19 protein-coding genes are annotated in these 18,732 nt (G+C 39.8%); 2 read left to right on the top strand and 17 right to left on the bottom strand.

Features of this window, described 5'->3' with window-relative positions; genetic code table 11:
- Positions 1 to 3 precede the first annotated feature (3 nt).
- The 12 genes from ACTVAI_RS00800 to ACTVAI_RS00855 all read right to left on the bottom strand — a co-directional run bounded on the left by ACTVAI_RS00800 (position 4) and on the right by ACTVAI_RS00855 (position 10,296).
- Positions 4 to 924, bottom strand: coding sequence for a F0F1 ATP synthase subunit gamma (locus tag ACTVAI_RS00800; protein ID WP_443473988.1), 921 nt, complete (start codon positions 922 to 924; stop codon positions 4 to 6).
- Between the two features lie 11 nt (positions 925 to 935).
- Positions 936 to 2,447 carry a F0F1 ATP synthase subunit alpha gene (gene atpA / locus ACTVAI_RS00805; protein WP_443473987.1) on the bottom strand — a complete coding sequence of 504 codons (1,512 nt, stop codon included), beginning with the start codon at positions 2,445 to 2,447 and terminating at the stop codon, positions 936 to 938.
- 19 nt (positions 2,448 to 2,466) lie between these two features.
- Positions 2,467 to 2,760, bottom strand: a complete 294-nt coding sequence (locus ACTVAI_RS00810; protein WP_443473986.1) for a F0F1 ATP synthase subunit delta — start codon at positions 2,758 to 2,760, stop codon at positions 2,467 to 2,469.
- A gap of 1 nt (position 2,761) precedes the next feature.
- Positions 2,762 to 3,268, bottom strand: a complete 507-nt coding sequence (gene atpF / locus ACTVAI_RS00815) for a F0F1 ATP synthase subunit B (protein ID WP_443473985.1) — start codon at positions 3,266 to 3,268, stop codon at positions 2,762 to 2,764.
- A 35-nt stretch (positions 3,269 to 3,303) separates the two neighbouring features.
- On the bottom strand, positions 3,304 to 3,516 hold the full coding sequence (gene atpE, locus ACTVAI_RS00820; protein ID WP_076765617.1) for a F0F1 ATP synthase subunit C: 213 nt from the start codon (positions 3,514 to 3,516) through the stop codon (positions 3,304 to 3,306).
- A 21-nt stretch (positions 3,517 to 3,537) separates the two neighbouring features.
- Positions 3,538 to 4,248 (bottom strand): F0F1 ATP synthase subunit A, encoded by a 711-nt coding sequence (gene atpB / locus ACTVAI_RS00825; RefSeq protein WP_443473984.1) that lies wholly within the window; start codon positions 4,246 to 4,248, stop codon positions 3,538 to 3,540.
- Between the two features lie 274 nt (positions 4,249 to 4,522).
- A complete protein-coding gene (gene upp, locus ACTVAI_RS00830; protein WP_443473983.1) occupies positions 4,523 to 5,158 on the bottom strand; it encodes a uracil phosphoribosyltransferase in 636 nt (211 codons plus the stop codon).
- Positions 5,159 to 5,235: 77 nt separating this feature from the next.
- Positions 5,236 to 6,456, bottom strand: a complete 1,221-nt coding sequence (glyA, locus tag ACTVAI_RS00835) for a serine hydroxymethyltransferase (RefSeq protein WP_443473982.1) — start codon at positions 6,454 to 6,456, stop codon at positions 5,236 to 5,238.
- Between the two features lie 69 nt (positions 6,457 to 6,525).
- Positions 6,526 to 7,545: an L-threonylcarbamoyladenylate synthase gene (locus ACTVAI_RS00840; protein WP_443485675.1), complete on the bottom strand. Its 1,020-nt coding sequence runs from the start codon at positions 7,543 to 7,545 to the stop codon at positions 6,526 to 6,528.
- A 206-nt stretch (positions 7,546 to 7,751) separates the two neighbouring features.
- Positions 7,752 to 8,609 carry a peptide chain release factor N(5)-glutamine methyltransferase gene (gene prmC / locus ACTVAI_RS00845; protein WP_443473980.1) on the bottom strand — a complete coding sequence of 286 codons (858 nt, stop codon included), beginning with the start codon at positions 8,607 to 8,609 and terminating at the stop codon, positions 7,752 to 7,754.
- The gene (gene prfA, locus ACTVAI_RS00850) at positions 8,596 to 9,675 is read right to left on the bottom strand and encodes a peptide chain release factor 1 (protein ID WP_443473979.1); all 1,080 of its coding nucleotides are present in this window, start codon (positions 9,673 to 9,675) and stop codon (positions 8,596 to 8,598) included. Before prfA ends, prmC begins: the two co-directional genes overlap by 14 nt.
- Positions 9,676 to 9,723: 48 nt before the next feature.
- Positions 9,724 to 10,296 carry a thymidine kinase gene (locus ACTVAI_RS00855; protein WP_443473978.1) on the bottom strand — a complete coding sequence of 191 codons (573 nt, stop codon included), beginning with the start codon at positions 10,294 to 10,296 and terminating at the stop codon, positions 9,724 to 9,726.
- A 224-nt stretch (positions 10,297 to 10,520) separates the two neighbouring features.
- Here ACTVAI_RS00855 and ACTVAI_RS00860 point away from each other — a divergent pair, with 224 nt between their 5' ends.
- Both ACTVAI_RS00860 and ACTVAI_RS00865 read left to right on the top strand, forming a co-directional pair.
- Entirely contained in the window at positions 10,521 to 11,864 is a 1,344-nt protein-coding gene (locus ACTVAI_RS00860) for a MurT ligase domain-containing protein (protein WP_443485676.1), read from the top strand.
- A gap of 2 nt (positions 11,865 to 11,866) precedes the next feature.
- Positions 11,867 to 12,532 carry a type 1 glutamine amidotransferase gene (locus tag ACTVAI_RS00865; RefSeq protein WP_443473976.1) on the top strand — a complete coding sequence of 222 codons (666 nt, stop codon included), beginning with the start codon at positions 11,867 to 11,869 and terminating at the stop codon, positions 12,530 to 12,532.
- A gap of 51 nt (positions 12,533 to 12,583) precedes the next feature.
- Here ACTVAI_RS00865 and ACTVAI_RS00870 read toward each other — a convergent pair whose 3' ends face one another.
- The 5 genes from ACTVAI_RS00870 to ACTVAI_RS00890 form a co-directional block, all read right to left on the bottom strand.
- On the bottom strand, positions 12,584 to 13,717 hold the full coding sequence (locus ACTVAI_RS00870; protein ID WP_443485677.1) for a DUF1648 domain-containing protein: 1,134 nt from the start codon (positions 13,715 to 13,717) through the stop codon (positions 12,584 to 12,586).
- A complete protein-coding gene (locus tag ACTVAI_RS00875) occupies positions 13,704 to 14,105 on the bottom strand; it encodes a GntR family transcriptional regulator (RefSeq protein WP_443473974.1) in 402 nt (133 codons plus the stop codon). The genes ACTVAI_RS00870 and ACTVAI_RS00875 overlap by 14 nt, the downstream gene beginning before the upstream one ends.
- Before the next feature lie 336 nt (positions 14,106 to 14,441).
- Positions 14,442 to 16,247, bottom strand: a complete 1,806-nt coding sequence (locus ACTVAI_RS00880) for an ABC transporter ATP-binding protein (protein ID WP_443473973.1) — start codon at positions 16,245 to 16,247, stop codon at positions 14,442 to 14,444.
- Positions 16,244 to 17,977, bottom strand: coding sequence for an ABC transporter ATP-binding protein (locus ACTVAI_RS00885; RefSeq protein WP_443473972.1), 1,734 nt, complete (start codon positions 17,975 to 17,977; stop codon positions 16,244 to 16,246). Before ACTVAI_RS00885 ends, ACTVAI_RS00880 begins: the two co-directional genes overlap by 4 nt.
- Before the next feature lie 14 nt (positions 17,978 to 17,991).
- Positions 17,992 to 18,615, bottom strand: a complete 624-nt coding sequence (locus ACTVAI_RS00890; protein WP_443485678.1) for a TetR/AcrR family transcriptional regulator — start codon at positions 18,613 to 18,615, stop codon at positions 17,992 to 17,994.
- Positions 18,616 to 18,732 lie beyond the last annotated feature (117 nt).

Genomic DNA, 18,732 nt, shown 5'->3' on the forward strand with positions numbered 1-18,732 from the left:
CCTTTACTTCTCTTCTAACGCATTTGCACCGGATACGATTTCCGTAAGTTCTTGCGTAATTGCACCTTGGCGCATTCTGTTTTGTTCTAATGACAAGCGTTTGATTAAGTCTTTCGCATTGTCCGTCGCACTTTTCATGGCTGTCATCCGTGAAGCATGCTCTGATGCTTTCGCATCGATGATTGCTCCATATATTAAGCTTTCTGCGTACTGTGGAAGAAGAACTTCCAAAATGTCTTCCTTCGTTGGTTCAAATAAATATTCGACTTCATATTCTTCTGCTTCGCGAACATCCAAATCAGAAAGAGGCAACATTTTTTCAGCACGGAATTCAGAGCTTATGGCGTTAATATGATGGTTATAACAGACATACAACTCATCAAATTCTTCATTACGATAATATTCCACAACCAGAGAAACTATTCCACGTACATCTTCAAAAGATGGCTGGTCGCTCAAATCCGGAACAATACGCTCAACCGCTATTTGATGTTTCTGTAAATCACGTGCCAATGTTTCTCCAATGGAAATAATCGTGTATTCTCCGGAGGTTTTATGATCATCTTCAATCATTTGACGGGTTGATTTAAAGATAGATGAATTGTAACTACCCGCTAATCCTTTATCCGTCGAAATAATTAAGTAACCTGTTTTTTTCACTTCACGCTCAATCAGCAAATCATGAAAGTCTATGAGTTGTTCTTGACTTAGGTTTGAGCCATGTTCTTCCAACATAGATAATTGTTGGCCGGCAATATGGGTCACGATTTCCCGGATTTTATCCGCATAAAGCTGATATTTTTTTACTTTTTGTTCTGCTCTAGACAACTTTGACGCAGATACCATATGCATGGCATTGGTAATTTGACTTGTCTTTTGAGTAGAGATAATTCGTTTTTTTATATCAATCAATGACGATGCCATGTATTCACCCCTTAATGACTATGTGGGACAAAGCTATTCGCAAAAGATTCAATGGCTTTTGTCAATTCTCCCTCATCAGGCAGTTGTTTTGTTTCCCGTATGGTTTCCAACAGATGAGGTTCAGAGATTTCCAGACGACTCATAAGTTCGGATTCAAAACGCGCGATATCACGAACCGGAACCACATCTAAATATCCTTTTGTTAAGGCATAAAGAATAACTACTTGCTCTTCAACTGGAAGCGGAGCATGCAGATCTTGTTTGAGCACTTCAACAGTTCTGTGTCCACGGTTCAAGCGTTGTTGCGTTGAAGCATCCAGGTCGGAACCAAATTGTGTAAAGGCCTCGAGTTCACGGTATGACGCTAAATCAAGACGTAAAGTACCGGACACTTTCTTCATCGCTTTCGTTTGAGCGGATCCACCTACCCGTGAAACGGATAGACCGGCCGAAATGGCTGGACGAATACCACCAAAGAACAAATCGCTTTCCAGAAAAATTTGCCCATCTGTGATTGAAATAACGTTTGTTGGAATATACGCGGAAATATCGCCTGCTTGTGTTTCAACGATTGGTAAGGAGGTAATGGAGCCGCCTCCCAATTTATCATTCAATTTTGCGGACCGTTCCAGTAGACGAGAATGCAAATAAAAGATATCCCCTGGATAAGCTTCACGGCCAGGTGGTCTTCTCAGCAATAGAGACATTTCTCGATAAGCTGCGGCCTGTTTGGACAAATCATCATAAATAACTAAAACATGCTTACCATTATACATATATTCTTCAGCCATCGCTGTGGCTGTGTAAGGAGCTATATATAGCATGGGTGCAGGTTGAGAAGCACTAGCTGATACAATGATTGTGTAATCCAAAGCACGGTGCTTTTTAAGTGTTTCCGTTAAGTTACGAACAGAAGATTCTTTTTGTCCAATAGCAACGTAAATACAGATAACATTTTTTCCTCGTTGATTCAAAATTGTATCAACAGCAATTGTGGTTTTACCTGTTTTACGGTCACCGATGATTAATTCCCGTTGTCCTCTCCCAATTGGTACGAGAGAATCAATCGCTTTGATACCTGTTTGCAAGGGTTCTGCTACTGATTGACGGTCCATAACACCAGGTGCTTCTGCTTCTACAGGACGGGTCTTGGTTGTTAAAATAGGACCTTGTCCATCAATTGGACTTCCTAAAGCATCGACTACTCGGCCGATCAGGGATTCTCCAACTGGCACTTCCATGATACGACCTGTTCTTTTGACGATGTCTCCTTCGTGAATATCGGAGTAAGGTCCGAATATGACGATACCCACATCTTCTTTTTCCAGGTTTTGAGCCATACCAATGGTGCCATTTTGGAATTCCAATAGTTCACCACTCATGACATTAGTTAAACCTGTGGCACGGGCTATACCGTCACCTACATAAGTCAGCTTTCCAATTTCCTCAATTTTTGGAGTCGATTGAAAAGAGCTGATTCTTTGCTTGATCAAAGAATGTAATTCTTCTTTATTCACTGCCACATTCTTCACCTCTTCAATCTCATTGGCCTTCTAAAATATGTTGTTGCAATTGCGTTAAGTCATGACGAATTGTATTATCGAAGAAATGATTATCAGACTCCAAACGGACACCGCCCAGAAGGGTCTCATCTACGATTTCAACAACTTCAAAATCCTTAACATAATTGGTTTTCTTCACAAAAGCTGCTATAATCCGATTCTTTTGTTCCGGACGCAAAGCCACTGCGGAAGTCAACGTTATAGTAGTCGGTTGCTTTTCTTCAAGATAGTCATCGATGTATTGGTCGATGTTGATTTCCTCTTTTTTATCCATATTAATCTTCCAATCCTTGAATGAACTCATCAACTAATCGCTCTTGGTCAGAAGTATTTAATTCTCTTTTAATGACTTTTTCAGCGATACTGATGGATAATTCACTGATTTCAGAACGCATGTTATTCAAAGCACGTACGCGCTCAGCTTCGATTTCACGTTGCGCTTGTTGACGAATACGTTGTGCGTCTTCATTTGCTTCTTTGATAATAGATTTGTGTAGTACATTTCCCTCTATTTGGGCTTTATTTAATATTTCATTGGCATTTTTTCGTGCTTCACGTAACTGTTCTTCTGTTTCAGCTCGTTGTTGTAGTGAAATTTCACGATCTTTTGCTGCTTTATCTAAATCAGCATTGATTGCTTTTTCTCTTTCATCCAACATACTCATCAATGGTCCCCAGGCGATGCGTTTAACTAACCAAAATAGTAACAAGAACGAAACGAGGGTAACGATTGTATTTCCTAGCGCTGTGGATGTCGCGCCTAAAATGAATAGTGGTTTCATCTATATCCTCCTATTTATTTTTTTCATTCCCTCTTTTATTGGAATATAAGCAAGAATGCAATTACGACCGCCATAATAGGAACGGCCTCGATCAAGCCAACTCCGATAAACATCAAAGTTTGTAGACGGCTTTGTAGTTCTGGTTGTCTTGCGATAGCTTCAATTGTTGTAGAAATAACTTTACCGTTACCCAATGAAGCGCCAATTGCTGCTCCGGCAACTGCTATTGCTGCTGCTATAAAGTTCATTTTGTTTTTCCCCTTTAATAATTAATGTTCAATTTTGTGTGATAGGTAAACCATTGTCAAAGTTGTAAAAACGAAGGCTTGAATAGAACCGATAAAAATCGAGAAACCTTGCCAAACCATTTGTAAAGGAATACCAATGGCCCATGTCCATGGACCAGCCATATTTGCCAAAGAGGCAATTAGACCAAGTAAAATCTCTCCAGCATAAACGTTTCCGTATAGACGTAGTGCCAATGTCAACGTGTTCGTGAACTCTTCAAGAATCTTGATTGGCATCAAAGCTGCTACCGGTCTTACATAACTATTCATGAAATAGCCTTTAAAACCTTGTTCCCGAACGCCAAAATAATGCGTCATCAAAATAATGAGCAGCGATAGGGCCAATGTTACAACTGGACTGGCAGTAGGACTCTTCCAATAGGAAAAACCACCTATATTCAGGATTAAAACTAGACCTAACATATTTGCAACCCAGATAAACAAAAATAGTGTAAAACCAAGTAGGTAGAATTGTTCTCCCACTTTCCAATCCATTGAGCTAGAAATCATATTTCTAACAAAACCTGCAATGTACTCAATAACAAGCTGTCCTCTTCCTGGTCTTATTGACAACTTACGTGTACACACGTAACAGAATAAAAGAACCAATACACAGGTAGCAACTACACTGATAATGATATTCAAGTCAAAGCCAATCCCCATGAATTCAACAACAACCGATTCATGTTCCAATTGTTTCACCTCTTTTCAAACGTAATTTAACAAGCCAATGAAAAACATGAAAAAAACATTGGCCTGCTCGCATTGCCAATAATACCATCTTGTATTAAGATTAGCAAAGATTTTTGAAACAATTACGAAATTTTCTTTACCGAAACCTATAATAATATTGCGTTCTCAACTTTGTGAAATGTTTGATTAAAATTTAGCGAGGCAATATTTTTAGATATGTTTAATCCTATTGGAACAAAAAAAGAGACAAAGGTTACCCTTTGTCTCTTACACATTATTTCGTACCAAATAGGCGGTCACCAGCATCTCCCAATCCTGGAAGAATGTAACCCGCTTCGTTTAGTCTTTCATCTAAGGCCGCAACCACGATTTCTACACCTGGATAAGCGTCATTCAATGCTTTAACACCTTCTGGCGCAGCAACTAAACAGATAAATTTAATGTTGGATGGTTTTGCACCACGTTTTTCCAAAGCCTCAATTGCTGCAATTGCAGAACCACCTGTTGCTAACATTGGGTCCACAACAAATAATTGACGTTCTGGAATATCAGCTGGCAATTTAACGAAATACTCATGCGGTTCAAGTGTTTCTTCATCACGATAAAGCCCTACGTGTCCAACTTTAGCTGCAGGCAACATTGCCAAGAAACCATCTACCATCCCTAATCCTGCACGAAGAATTGGAATAATCGCGACTTTTTTACCACTTAAAGTTTTTTGTACTGATTTTACAAGTGGTGTCTCGATTTCAACATCCTCTAAAGGCATGTCGCGTGTTACTTCATAAGCCATCAGCATTGCAATTTCACTGACCACTTCACGGAAGTCTTTGGTTCCTGTTGTTGTTTGACGAATAATTGTTAATTTATGTTGGATTAATGGATGATCCATAACGGTTACTTGTCCCATTTGTATTCCCCTCTCAATTTTCACTTTTTCTATTGTAAAGGATTGGAGCTAGATTTACCAGAATTTATTTTATAATCTTATTTGTATAATGGGAATTGAGCAGTCAGTGCCTGAACCTCGTTCTTGATTTCATCAAGCAGGGTTTCATCTTCTCGGTTTTCAACCGTTTTAATAATTAACTCTGCAACTTTAATCGCTTCTGCTCTACCGAATCCACGGGTCGTTATTGCTGGAGTACCGATACGAATGCCGCTTGTCTTGCTTGGGGGCAATGTATCAAATGGTATCGCATTTTTATTCGCCGTTATTCCCACAGAATCCAATAACGTTTCCACTTCTTTCCCATTCAAATCAAATCCAGATACGTCCAACAGTAATAAATGCGTGTCAGTTCCTCCACTGATGACCCGGAATTTTGAATTTTTAAATACATCTGCCATCGCTTTTGCATTATCCAATACTTGGCCAATGTAATTCTTGAAGGAATCGTCTAAAGCTTCATTAAAAGCAACTGCTTTTGCAGCGATAACATGTTCCAAAGGTCCACCCTGAATACCTGGAAAAATAGCAGAATTCAACTTCTTGCCGTATTGCTTCTTCGCCATGATGACACCACCACGAGGACCGCGTAACGTTTTATGGGTCGTTGAGGTCACAATGTCTGCAAATTCGACGGGATTTTGGTGATAGCCTGTTGCACAAAGGCCCGCAATATGAGCCATATCCACCATCAACATAGCACCGATTTCATCGGCAATTTCTCTAAATTTTTTGAAGTCCAGTGCACGCGGATAGGCACTTGCTCCTGCGACAATTAATTGGGGTCTTTCTGCCAAAGCGATCTCTCTTACTTTTTCATAATCGATTATTTCTGTCTCTTTTTCGACACCGTAAGCCACGAAATCATACATTTGACCACTGAAGTTAACGGCCGATCCATGTGTCAAATGACCGCCGTGGTTTAAATCCATACCCAATATTTTACTACCTGGTTCCAGGATGGCACGATAGGCTGCCATATTCGCTTGGCTACCAGAGTGTGGTTGAACATTTGCATACTCTGCCCCAAATAGTTCCTTCAAACGATCAATTGCCAGATTTTCAATTACATCAACAAATTCACATCCGCCATAATAACGACGGCCTGGGTATCCCTCGGCATATTTATTAGTCAAGATACTTCCCTGCGCAAGCATGACATCCTTGGATACGAAATTCTCGGAGGCGATTAGTTCTATCCCATTTTCTTGTCGTGCTTTTTCATTTTCGATTGCTTCAAATACTAATTTATCAAACATACCCATCCTCCTGAAACCGATTCATAATTAAAATACAATTAAAATATTAACGTAAGTATAGCACAAATGCTATTGGGGATAAACTGCCGATGAAGCTTTTTCAAGTCTATTCATGAAGGCAATCCCAATGCCATCTTTCGGATATGCCTCGGCCAATATGACATCGACATCCTGGTTATCAAAATACCTCAGTCCTGCATATAAACGTTGGGAAGCAATGCGTGCATCCGTTCGTGAACCCAATGAATAAGGTATGATTTCGTCTTTTATCTCGATTTCAGCTATTTGTTCATCCGAAGCCAAAACCCCTATTACTTTCTCCTCAGCCAGAAGCTCAGATATTTTTATGGACCAATCTGCCCGCATAAGAATAACCGGTTGGTTCGGTGAATAATGAGTATATTTCATACCAGGAGCTTTGGGAGCTTCCTCAGGATTTAATACCTTTACTTCATCATTCATCCAAACTTTTTGATCGGTAACAATTTGGAGTTGTTCTTTGGTTACGGCACCAGGTCTGAGAATAATCAATCCCCGCTCGTCCGTTAAGTCCAGAACTGTGGATTCGACGCCAATTTGCGTTTCTCCCCCCTCGACGACGCCAGCAATTTTTCCACCTAAATCATGAAGGACATGTTGTGCAGTGGTCGGACTTGGTTTCCCCGAAGTATTAGCACTCGGCCCTACGAGTGGAAAGCCCGCTTCCTGAATTAAGCGTAAAGACAAATCTTGAGCTGGCATACGCAGTGCGACTGTACTTTGCCCTCCTGTAACAGCTGGAGCGAATACACCTGGTTTAGCATTGAATATCAAAGTTAAGGGACCCGGCCAAAATACTTCCATCATCTTTTTAGCTACGTTTGGAATCTCAGCCACATATTGCCCGATTTCGTGAGAGGCCACATGAACGATCAGAGGATTGTCGCTCGGACGCCCCTTTACCTGGTAAACTTTTTTTACGGCCGCATTATCAGAAGCAATTGCTCCCAATCCATAAACTGTTTCGGTAGGAAAAGCCACCAGTTCGCCTTTTCTCAAAAGGGCTCCTGCTTCTGGCATGTTTTCCTTGTTGAATAGTTGTGTCTCCATTATTAGTCCATTCCTTCCAAAAAAAGGGTTTGGGAAATAACTCCCGGCCCCGGCTATTTAACCGAATATTTGCTTCGTAAACGTGCTCAAAAAGGCAGCCCCGGCGTCACTTCACGAATAATGCTCAGATAGTCTGCGACCATCTTCCGCTTATTCGCTCCATTGATCCGGGGCTAAACGCCTTTTTTTCCACTCTCTGTCTAAATCTATTTTACTATTAACATACGGTCGAGACCATTAATATCTTGTTGAATCGTTACTTCTTTATCCGGAAATGCTTTCTTGTACAAATCCTGCAGTTTTTCACCTTGTTGATAGCCGATTTCCATAAATAGGCAACCGTCTGTCTTTAGGTGGAAGGGCAATGTATAAGCGAGCCGTTCATAAAGGCTCATACCTTCATTTTCGGCAAACAAAGCTGTATGAGGTTCATAATTCAAAACTGATTCATCCATAACATCAGTTTCGTTGTAACTAATATAGGGTGGATTACTGATGATGCAATCAAAGGTTTCTAGCGAAACTGGTTCCAGTAAATCACCTTGTAAGAAACGAATCTGTAATTGATGTGCTTCAGCATTTTTCTTGGCAACGTCGAGCGCTGCTTGCGAAATATCAGTTGCCGTCACTTCGTCTTGGAGACGTTCATTTTTCATTGCGATGGCAATGGCTCCAGAACCTGTACCGATATCCAGGATTCTTAACGATTCAGAGCCTTTTTCCTCTTTGAGATGGTGCAAAGCCGTATGAACCAGCTCTTCCGTTTCCGGCCTTGGAATCAAGGTGTCGGCTGTCACCATCAAGGGCAAGCCATAGAACCATTCTTTTCCCACGATATATTGCAGTGGTTTGCCTTTGATAAACTCGTTCAAATCATCAAGGTATTGGAGATAGATAGCTTCAGGCATCTCCTCATTTAAATGATTGATTAATTCGGTTTTGTTCCAATCTAAACGATCAATCAATAGGCGTTCAGCGATATGAGTGTTCATTTGGCTTGATTCCAATAAATGTGCTGCTTGTTGGATTACTTTTTGGTATGTTTTCAATTTAATAACTTCCATTGTTTAATTTCTCCAATTTTTCAGCTTGATCAGCCAAAATCAATGCATCAACAACCTCATCTAATTTACCACCCAAAATCTGATCCAATTTTTGAATCGTTAAACCAATACGGTGATCTGTTACGCGGTTTTGCGGAAAATTATAAGTCCGAATACGTTCTGAACGGTCACCCGTTCCGACTGCAGACTTTCTGCTGGCATCATATTCTGATTGCGCCTCGGAAGAGATTTGGTCATAAACACGTGCCCGCAGAACTTTCATTGCTTTTTCACGGTTTTTAAGTTGGGATCTTTCATCCTGCATCGCAACAGCTATACCCGTTGGGATGTGTGTCAAACGTACTGCTGAAGCCGTTTTGTTAACGTGTTGTCCACCTGCTCCTGATGCATGATAAATATCTACACGGATATCTTTATCAGCCAGATCCACATCCACTTCTTCCATTTCTGGCATGACAACAACTGTTGCCGTTGAAGTATGAACGCGACCTTGTGATTCGGTAGATGGCACCCGTTGCACGCGGTGTGCACCACTTTCGTATTTCAGTTTAGAAAAGACATTTTGTCCCGTAATCATTAAAATGATTTCTTTGTAGCCACCAATACCTGTAATGTTGGCATCCATGACTTCGACTCTCCAACCTTGAGACTCCGCATATTTACTGTACATTTCATATAAATCCCCAGCAAATAGTGCCGCTTCATCTCCACCAGCTGCCCCACGAATCTCCATAATAATATTTTTTCCGTCATTTGGATCTTCTGGCAAAAGTAAAACTTTAATGCGTTCTTGTAATTCTTCTCTTTCACTTTTTAGCATCGCAAGCTCTTCTTTAGCGAGCTTTGCCATATCGTCGTCAAGATTTTCAGAAAGTAATTCTTCAGTTTCGGCCAGTTCTTCTTCCACTCTTTGATAGCGGCGGAATACTTCAACTTTAGGACGTAAGCCTGCTTCTTCTTTTGTCAATTCCATGAAACGACGTGTATCAGAAATCACTTCCGGATCACTTAATAATTCTGATAATTCTTCATAGCGAATAATGAATGAATCTAATTGGTCAAACATAATTTCAAAACCCTTCTATTTTTCAAATACGTGCATGCGCTTATCATCCTATCCCAAAGGAGGATGGAAATAATGATTGCGGCAAACAGGCACGTAAGCCTCGTTGCCACCTATTTGAATTTGTTCTCCTTGGTAAACCGGTCGGTTGTCTACAATACGCATGTTCATTGTCGCCTTTTTATGACAATACCAGCAAATTGTTTTAATTTCTTCTATCTTATCTGCGTATAACAATAAATATTTAGAACCATCAAATAGTTCATTTGTAAAATCGTTTTTCAAACCAAAGGCCATTACTGGTATGTTTAATTCATCCACAATTTTAGCCATTTGCAATACGTGTTTTTCTTTTAAGAATTGGGCCTCATCAACCAAAATGCAATAGGGTGTCTTCTCTTCTTTTTTTACAACTTCATACATATCCGTTTCAGGATAAACCGGGATGGCTTCTCTTTTCATCCCGATTCGACTTGCGACAAAACCTATTTCATCGCGGTCATCTAGTGCGCTGGTGAAAATCAAAACGGGTTTATTTTGTTCCTCGTAATTGTGGGCAACTTTTAAGATTTCAATTGTTTTCCCACTATTCATTGCACCATACTTAAAAAATAACTGCGCCATTTTACACCCCGCTCATATTTCGTTCAAAACTTGTCTTGTAATATAATAGTAATAAATGGGTCCAAAGTCAATATTTCGATCTGGATTTTGGTCCAAGAACATTTTTTTGTTAAGAAAAGCTAAAACTTCATTTCATCTGCTTTTCTGAAGGAAGGTAGTACTTCCAGAAAGAACAGCTTTTATGCTATGATGTCAAAGAGAATTTTTATGGAGGAGAGATGACATTGAGTATTCGAGGATCATTGGCCGTCACGGTCGGAAAAGGAACGCAATGGGCATTGCGTACATTTACAAAAGGTGGTACGAGTTTGCCGGGTAAACTTGCAGCAAAAATTGATCCATCTGTTCTTGCTCACCTCGCAAAAGATTACGAAGTTGTTATCGTAACGGGGACAAACGGTAAAACCTTAACGACTTCTTTGGCTTTCCATGTACTACAACAAAAATACCCAGATATATTAACGAATCCAACCGGCGCAAATATGGCCCAAGGAATTATTTCCACATTCCTGGAGAAACGTTCTGGAAATGATAAAAAAGTAGCGATTCTGGAAGTCGACGAAGCAAGCTTGGTTCATGTTACGAAACATATTAAACCGCGTATTATAGTGAATACAAATGTGTTTAGAGACCAAATGGACCGCTTTGGTGAAATTTATACGATTTATGACAAAATGGTTGAAGGCGCTGCGCAGGCACCAGATGCAATTATTTTAGCAAATGGTGATAGCCCGATGTTTAATTCCAGAGAATTGGTTAATCCCAGCATTTACTTTGGTTTCAACCACGAAGAAGATGGCGAGACGATGGCACACTTCAATACGGATGGTGTCCTATGTCCAAATTGTGACAGTATTTTACATTACAAATTTAATACCTATGCCAACCTAGGGAAATACTATTGTCCTAACTGCGATTTCAAACGTCCGCAATTAAAATATGCCGTCACCGCAGTCGACCATTTGGATTATAATTCATCAACGTTCCACATTGATGGGCATCCTTTTAAGATTAACATTGCCGGATTATATAATATTTATAATGCATTGGCAGCTTATTCAATAGGTCGAGAATTCGGTTTAACACCTGAAGAAATCCAGGCAGGCTTCTCAGCAACTGAATCAAAATTCGGGCGTCAGGAAACAATTAAAATTGGCGACAAACTTGTCATCTTAAACTTGATAAAAAATCCGGTTGGGCTAAATCAAATTATCGCACTATTGGATTATGAAGACGATCCCTTCTCCCTGGGTGTTGTATTGAATGACCGCCCTGCTGATGGAACAGACGTGAGTTGGATATGGGATGGGGAATTTGAGAAGCTGAATGACTTTGATATTCCTTATGTTGGTGTCAGCGGTATTCGCAGAGAAGAAATGGCATTGCGTTTGAAGGTCGCCGGCATTTCTGACGAGCGTATGACCACTACGGATTCAGTTGAATCGTTAATTGCCTCTTTCCAAAATGCACCAACCGAAAAAATTTATGTGATGGCTACTTATACAGCCGTTTTAAACCTTCGTAAAGCTCTGGCTGAAAAAGGTTACATCCAAGAAAGGATGAAATAGTCATGAAACTAAAAATTTGTCACTTATACGGGAACCTTATGAATACATATGGCGACAATGGTAATGTGCTGATGCTACAGTATATTGCGCGCCAAAAAGGTGTGAAGGTTGAAACGGAAATTGTCAGCCTTGATCAGCCTTTTAATCCTGAAGATTACGACATCGTATTTTTCGGCGGTGGGCAAGATTATGAACAACTGATTGTTTCAAAGGATTTACAACATAAAAAAGAAGCTATCACTTCCTATATTGAACATGATGGTATCGTCTTGGGAATATGCGGTGGTTTCCAGTTGTTGGGCCATTACTATATCAATGCAAAAGGTGTTCGTCTAGAAGGTATTGGGGCGCTTGACCACTATACGCTCAACCAGGTAAATAGCCGCTTCACTGGTGACATTGTCATTTATGACGAAGAGACCGGAGATACTTATAAAGGGTTTGAGAATCATAATGGCCGTACCTTTTTGGGCGAAGGTGTCCAACCACTTGGTATTGTGCAACAAGGGGAAGGGAACAATGAGAAGGATAATACTGAAGGCGCACGTTATAAAAATGTCTTCTGTTCCTATTTTCATGGTCCTTTATTGGTTCGTAACCCACACTTGGCTGAACGCATTGTCGATTTAGCTATCAAACAAAAACAACAAAAAACGTTGTTGGCATAAAATAAAGAGGTTGATATAGCATGATTTTAGCTATTTCAACCTCTTATTTTTTTACATAACCCAGTAAGACCAGAAAATAGTTACCAGGATAAATAAAATCAACCCTGCAACTACTGCCCAGGCTTGCCAACGGGCCAGATTCATTGTTGATCCAATGCCAAATCTTTTTTCAACAAAGACAGCTGGGTCTTCCTTATTATAGTAGAAAACGCCTAGTTTCCAATTTTTGTCTTCTTCGGCATCTGTGTAATAGTCTTCGCTATCATCGTCATCCTCTGATAATTTCAACTTTTCCCCTGCTTGCCCATATTTAAATATTAAATAAAACATCCCGCCCATAATGACAACCAAATAAATCATTGTCGCAACCATCATCCACGATGGAGATATTTGTAGGTTGAATACTGAGAAGAATTGAATGACGGTAAACAACAATTGCGTAGACATGGTCATGATAAACATATACGTAGACCAGGCTTTACGAAATAACTGGCTCTTCTTTTTAGAGACAATCGGTTTATTTGGCGATAACTTTTGTTTTGATCTAATAAAAGCATAGTGGGAATAGTTAAGCACCGGAACCATGATTAACTGCATAAATGGTAAGCTCATGGCTGTCAATAAACTTTTCTCCGCATAGCGATCGACATTAAAATTTACATCCCAATGAACAGGTATTTGTTCAGGAATGCGGTCATAAAAATATAATGTCAAGCCGGCTGTAATGGCAATGATAGCGAATTGGCCTATCAACAGTGTTTGATTTGAGACCACTTCAAGTGTTTCTTGATAAGTGGTATCAATCGTGATTTTTGCCCTTTTTTCCGGCTGAGGCAGGGTTTCTTTCCAACGCAGAAGTTCTTGGCGATACTTTAATTGCAGCAAGAAAGAGATGATGATGAAGACAAACATCGCTACCGTTAGATAGACACCCACAATCATTTCAGATTCTTTAGTATCTTGAATAAAAGGAGCAATAAAGAGTGGCAGGCCCAATAATACACTAATCACCACATTAAGAATCGCAAAACGTTTCTTACGGGTTTCAACAAAAGAATCTGTTTGTTTCTCAGCAGGGATACCGACACCAAATGGCGTGGATTGGCGACTGAATAATGGCGTCAAACCAATTGAAAATCCCATCAAAATCATAATTAAGAACATAAAAATACTAAAAGTCCACATTCGGCTTCTCCCCTTTCTTCAAATTTTCCATAATTGTTTTTGTCCATGCTTCTATTTCATTCTCAGATAATTGATGAATATAAGCATCCACAATCAACGTTTCTAGACGTCCCTTCATTTCATTCCTTACTTCTTCGCTTACGGTCCGTTGGAAATCATCTTGGATAAAATAGCCCTTTTGGGATTTAACCAAGATGCCATCGTCGGTCAATAAGTTATAGGCTTTATTGATGGTATGCATATTTATCCCTAGTTCTGAAGCCAATGAACGCACGCTTGGCAAGCTATCCCCCGCAGAAACGTATCCTTGGACAATTGCTTTTTTAATCTGAAACATGACCTGCAGATAAATAGGCGTTGAACTGGTTGGTTCAATTTCGATAATCATATCAGCACCTCCTGTTCGTTTGTTATATAACAAGTATAACACCTTTGCAGTAAGATGTAAATTTTTATTTTGGTGTGGCTTTACTGAACAACAGCTATTTTAAACGCCGCACTTATAGCTTCAAGTGCGGCGTTTAATATATTTCGATGTGCTTAACGCCGCTTTTTTTGTGTAAATGCGGCGTTTATAACGCTTGTTTTATTTAATCGCCGCATTTGAGGGGCTCGGTGCGGCGTTTAAATAAATTTCCCCTGGCAACGCCGCACCTCAGTCATCTGCTCTCGTTTAATCTACAAAAAAAGACCAAGACAAAATGTCTTAGCCTCAAATTAGTTATTAAGATGCGTCAGAGAATTGGCTGTTATATAAGCCTGCGTAGAAAGCACCTAGTTCCATCAATTCATCATGTGAGCCGGTTTCGATGATATCACCATGGTTCATGACAATGATATTGTCGGCATCACGAATCGTGGATAATCGGTGGGCAACCACAAAGCTGGTCCGACCTTCGAGCAATCGGCGCATAGCTCTTTGAATTAATACTTCTGTACGTGTATCAACACTTGAAGTTGCTTCATCGAGAATCAAGATTTCTGGATCGGTAATAAATGCACGGGCAATTGTCAATAATTGACGTTGTCCCTGAGAAATATTACTGGCATCCTCATTCAAAATTGTATTGTAACCTTCTGGCAGCGTCCGGATAAACTCATCCGCGTGGGCCATTTTAGAAGCTCGGTAAACATCTTCATCACTGACATCCTCATGAGCACCATACTTGATGTTGTCAAAAATAGTCCCGTTAAATAACCAAGTATCTTGAAGAACCATCGCAAAACGTCTTCTTAAATCTTCACGTTCAATGTTACGAATGTCTTCTCCCTCTAACTTGATGCTACCGCCCCTGACATCATAGAAGCGTTCCAATAGGTTGATAATTGTTGATTTACCTGCGCCAGTAGGCCCCACAATTGCAACCATTTGACCGGGTTTAACACTCAAATTGAAATCTGTCATCAAATCATCTTGACCTGCATAACCAAAACGAACATGCTCGAACGTCAATTTATCATCAGTTTCAACAATCGGTTCGTCAGTGGAAGTATCCAGCATTTCTGCTTCGTCCAACACTTCAAAAATACGCTCAGTAGAAGCTACAATAGACTGAATGGTATTCATAATATTTGTCAATTGTTTCATAGGTTCTGAGAATTGGTTTGTATAGGTTAAGAATGCTTGTACATCCCCTAAAAGTAACGAGCCGTTCGCTACATCGATACCACCCATAACAGCAACGATGACGTAGCCCAAGTTTTTTACCATATTCATGAGTGGCATCAATATCCCTGAAAGGAATTGCGCTTTCCAGGAAATGCCAAACAATTTGTCATTTTGAACATCAAAAACTTCTGTAGCATGTTCTTCACGGTTAAAACTTACAATTTCAGTATGACCTGCGAATGTTTCTTCAATATGAGCATTTAACTGCCCCAGTTCTTTTTGTTGCTTTTTAAATAGTTTGCGTGATCTTGGAGCAATGCGTGAGATGATGAAAGCACTCAAAGGAACAGTCAACAAAGCAACCAAACTTAGTTTCCAGCTGATCGTCAGCATCATGATCAAGATACCAAAAAACTGAACAATACTCATGATTGTTTGATTTATCGTTTGCACAAGCTGGCGGGCAATATTATCAACATCGTTGATGGCCCGACTCATGATATCACCGTTACTATTGGTATCATAGTATTCAACCGGAACGCGCGTCATCTTGTTCTTAAAATCTTGGCGTAAATCAAATACCGTAGATTGTACCACACGCACCAGTGTCAGCTGTGCAATGTACCGTAACACAGCATTGGATACATATAAAATCGCAACTGAGATCAAAATTTTGTGAATGGCAGGGAAATCAATCGGATATCGACCATTGACCATCCCTTGGCTAAAACCGTCAAAAATAACGGTTGTTGCTGAACCTAGAATTTTAGGCGTAAAAATTTGAAAAACAGTCGCGATGGCTGAGAGGAGGAATGCTCCCAACATCAACCATTTTCTTACCGACATATAATTAAAAAGGCGCTTAACCGATCCCATGAAATCTTTTGGCTTCGCTGCTACCTGTGGTCCTGCGTTTCTCATCGACCTTCACCTTCCCTAAACTGTGAATTCATGATTTCCATGTAAGTTTCATTGTCTTCAGCTACAAGCTCATCATGAGTCCCTTGGCCGACAACTTCCCCATTTTCTAAAACAACAATTAAATCAGCGTCGCGTACTGTACTGATACGTTGTGCCACAATGACAACAATAGCATCGGTAATTTCAGATAATAAGGCTTTCCGCAAAGCGGCATCTGTCTTAAAGTCCAAAGCAGAAAATGAATCATCAAATACATAGACAGCTGGTTCCTTTATGATTGCGCGCGCAATACATAAACGTTGTCGTTGACCACCAGAGAAATTCGTTCCACCTTGCTCGACAATATGATCAAGGCCATCCTCTAATCCTGCTACGAAATCTTTAGCTTGAGCAATTTCCAATGCACGCCACATTTCTTCATCCGTTGCGTTTTCATTGCCATCCAACATATTGGAACGGATTGTTCCCGAGAATAGATTTGCTTTTTGTGGCACATAAGAAACCCGCTCACGAACATCATGTTGGGTTACATCACGCAGATTTTTACCATTTAAGTAAACGCCGCCTTCTGAAGCATCGTAGAAGCGCATAATTAAATTCGCTACTGTTGATTTACCGGAACCAGTCCCACCAATAATCGCTAGGGTTTGACCTCTATTCATTTCAAAGTCTAGATTCTTTAAAACAGGACGTTCTGCTTCTGGAAATTGATAAGTAACATTATCAAAACGCAATTGAATGTTTTCTTCATTAATGCTTTTCCCATCAAAATGATTCGTTCCATCCAATATAGTACTTTCCAATTCCAACACTTCATTAATACGGGCAGCTGACACCTGTGCCTGTGGAAGCATGGTAAGCATCATTGATAACATCATGAAACTGAACAATAACATCGCGGAATAATTAATAAAAGCAACCAAGTTACCTACCGGCATACTTCCGATTGCAATATACTCGCCACCCGTCAAAATAATCGCAATATTTGTTCCACTTAATACCAGGGTTAAAACGGGCATCAACAAACTTGTGATCGTCATGGCTTTTACGTTATTTTGCATATAATCCGCATTTGCAGCTTTGAAGCGTTCTTCTTCATATTTACTTTTGTTGAAGGCACGGATAACACGTACGCCAGTCAAGCCTTCACGGAAAATCAAGTTCAAACGGTCTGTTTTTTCTTGCATCTTCCGGAAGATAGGAACAGCCGATCCCATAATGATGGCTAATAAAACAATCAGTATCGGCACGGATATAAAGAAAATACTAGCCAAATCCGGGCTTAGTGTATATGACAGAACAGCTGCCCCAATACCCATGATAGGTGCAAACATCATCATGCGAAGCATCAACATGAAGATAAATTGGATTTGTTCCACGTCATTGGTTGATCGCGTGATTAACGAAGCTTGACCCACTTTATCAATTTTATCTTTGGATAAAGACATAACTTTTGTATAAATTTCTGAACGCAATTGTTTACCCACTCTTTGTGATTCGCGAGCGGAAATATAAACGCCACAAATGGCAGCAACTACCGTGATAAGCGTCAATAGGAGCATAATGCCACCAGCACGCCAAATAAAGTCAACATCTCCTGTAGCAACCCCATCGTTAATGATGTTGGAAGTCATGTTTGGCAGATTCAACTCTGCAAATACTTGAATAATGATAAATAATATGGAACCTGCAATTGCTTTCCATGAAATTCGTTTAATTAGTTTTAGCAACTAGATAGCCTCCCTTATTTTATTATGATTCCATTTTCCAACCACGATAAACGTTGGTTGACATCGCGGCGTGCTTCTTCTTTGGATAAGTTTTTCAGAAATACGCGTGCAATTGTCCAATGGATCATTTGAAATGTATATTGTAAAAATTCTTGCAGTTCTTGATTTGATGCAAAATTTAACTTGGTCAGATCGAGAATTGCAATCAAATCCGTGTATACATGCTTGTGTGCATGCTGCTTTTTATGATTTTCCTCCTCATAAATATTCCGACTTCTACGATAGGTCATATTTACAAAAAAATGATGGTAAAAATCTTTATTTGGTCCGCTCATATAGGTGTCATATAAGTAATCAAATGTTCGTTTCAACCCTTCAATTAAATTACCATTCGCTTCTCTAAAACAATTATCAACCTGCTCTTTTTCGTCTTTTTTCAGTAAATGTGCGCAGTAGAAATATAAATCTTCTTTGTCCTCGAAATACTGATAAAAACTTCCTCGTGAAATATCAGATTCATGGATGATCACATTAATTGAAGCTTCATCGAGAGAGACGCGAGAAAATTCTTGATAAGCCGCTTTTAACAACCGCTCTCTTTTCTCTTCTGGCAAGTTAAAAAAAGTTTGTTTGGGCACTTCTTCACCTTCTTTTCTCTTGAATAAGACTTTTACAATTATATGACAACCTGTCACCCAAGTCAACAATTTAAGATTTATGAAATAAAAAAGCTAGGACCCATGTCCCAGCTCACT

This window comes from Jeotgalibaca sp. A127 (assembly GCF_052266745.1).
Classification (GTDB): domain Bacteria; phylum Bacillota; class Bacilli; order Lactobacillales; family Aerococcaceae; genus Jeotgalibaca.

Bases quoted from the DNA above. Each gene is read 5' to 3' on its own strand.
- ACTVAI_RS00800 (WP_443473988.1), bottom strand. From the start codon at position 924: ATGGCATCGTCATTGATTGATATAAAAAAACGAATTATCTCTACTCAA.
- ACTVAI_RS00810 (WP_443473986.1), bottom strand. From the start codon at position 2,760: ATGGATAAAAAAGAGGAAATCAACATCGACCAATACATCGATGACTAT.
- atpF (WP_443473985.1), bottom strand. From the start codon at position 3,268: ATGAAACCACTATTCATTTTAGGCGCGACATCCACAGCGCTAGGAAAT.
- atpE (WP_076765617.1), bottom strand. From the start codon at position 3,516: ATGAACTTTATAGCAGCAGCAATAGCAGTTGCCGGAGCAGCAATTGGC.
- upp (WP_443473983.1), bottom strand. From the start codon at position 5,158: ATGGGACAAGTAACCGTTATGGATCATCCATTAATCCAACATAAATTA.
- glyA (WP_443473982.1), bottom strand. From the start codon at position 6,456: ATGTTTGATAAATTAGTATTTGAAGCAATCGAAAATGAAAAAGCACGA.
- ACTVAI_RS00840 (WP_443485675.1), bottom strand. From the start codon at position 7,545: ATGGAGACACAACTATTCAACAAGGAAAACATGCCAGAAGCAGGAGCC.
- prmC (WP_443473980.1), bottom strand. From the start codon at position 8,609: ATGGAAGTTATTAAATTGAAAACATACCAAAAAGTAATCCAACAAGCA.
- prfA (WP_443473979.1), bottom strand. From the start codon at position 9,675: ATGTTTGACCAATTAGATTCATTCATTATTCGCTATGAAGAATTATCA.
- ACTVAI_RS00855 (WP_443473978.1), bottom strand. From the start codon at position 10,296: ATGGCGCAGTTATTTTTTAAGTATGGTGCAATGAATAGTGGGAAAACA.
- ACTVAI_RS00865 (WP_443473976.1), top strand. From the start codon at position 11,867: ATGAAACTAAAAATTTGTCACTTATACGGGAACCTTATGAATACATAT.
- ACTVAI_RS00870 (WP_443485677.1), bottom strand. From the start codon at position 13,717: ATGTGGACTTTTAGTATTTTTATGTTCTTAATTATGATTTTGATGGGA.
- ACTVAI_RS00875 (WP_443473974.1), bottom strand. From the start codon at position 14,105: ATGATTATCGAAATTGAACCAACCAGTTCAACGCCTATTTATCTGCAG.
- ACTVAI_RS00880 (WP_443473973.1), bottom strand. From the start codon at position 16,247: ATGAGAAACGCAGGACCACAGGTAGCAGCGAAGCCAAAAGATTTCATG.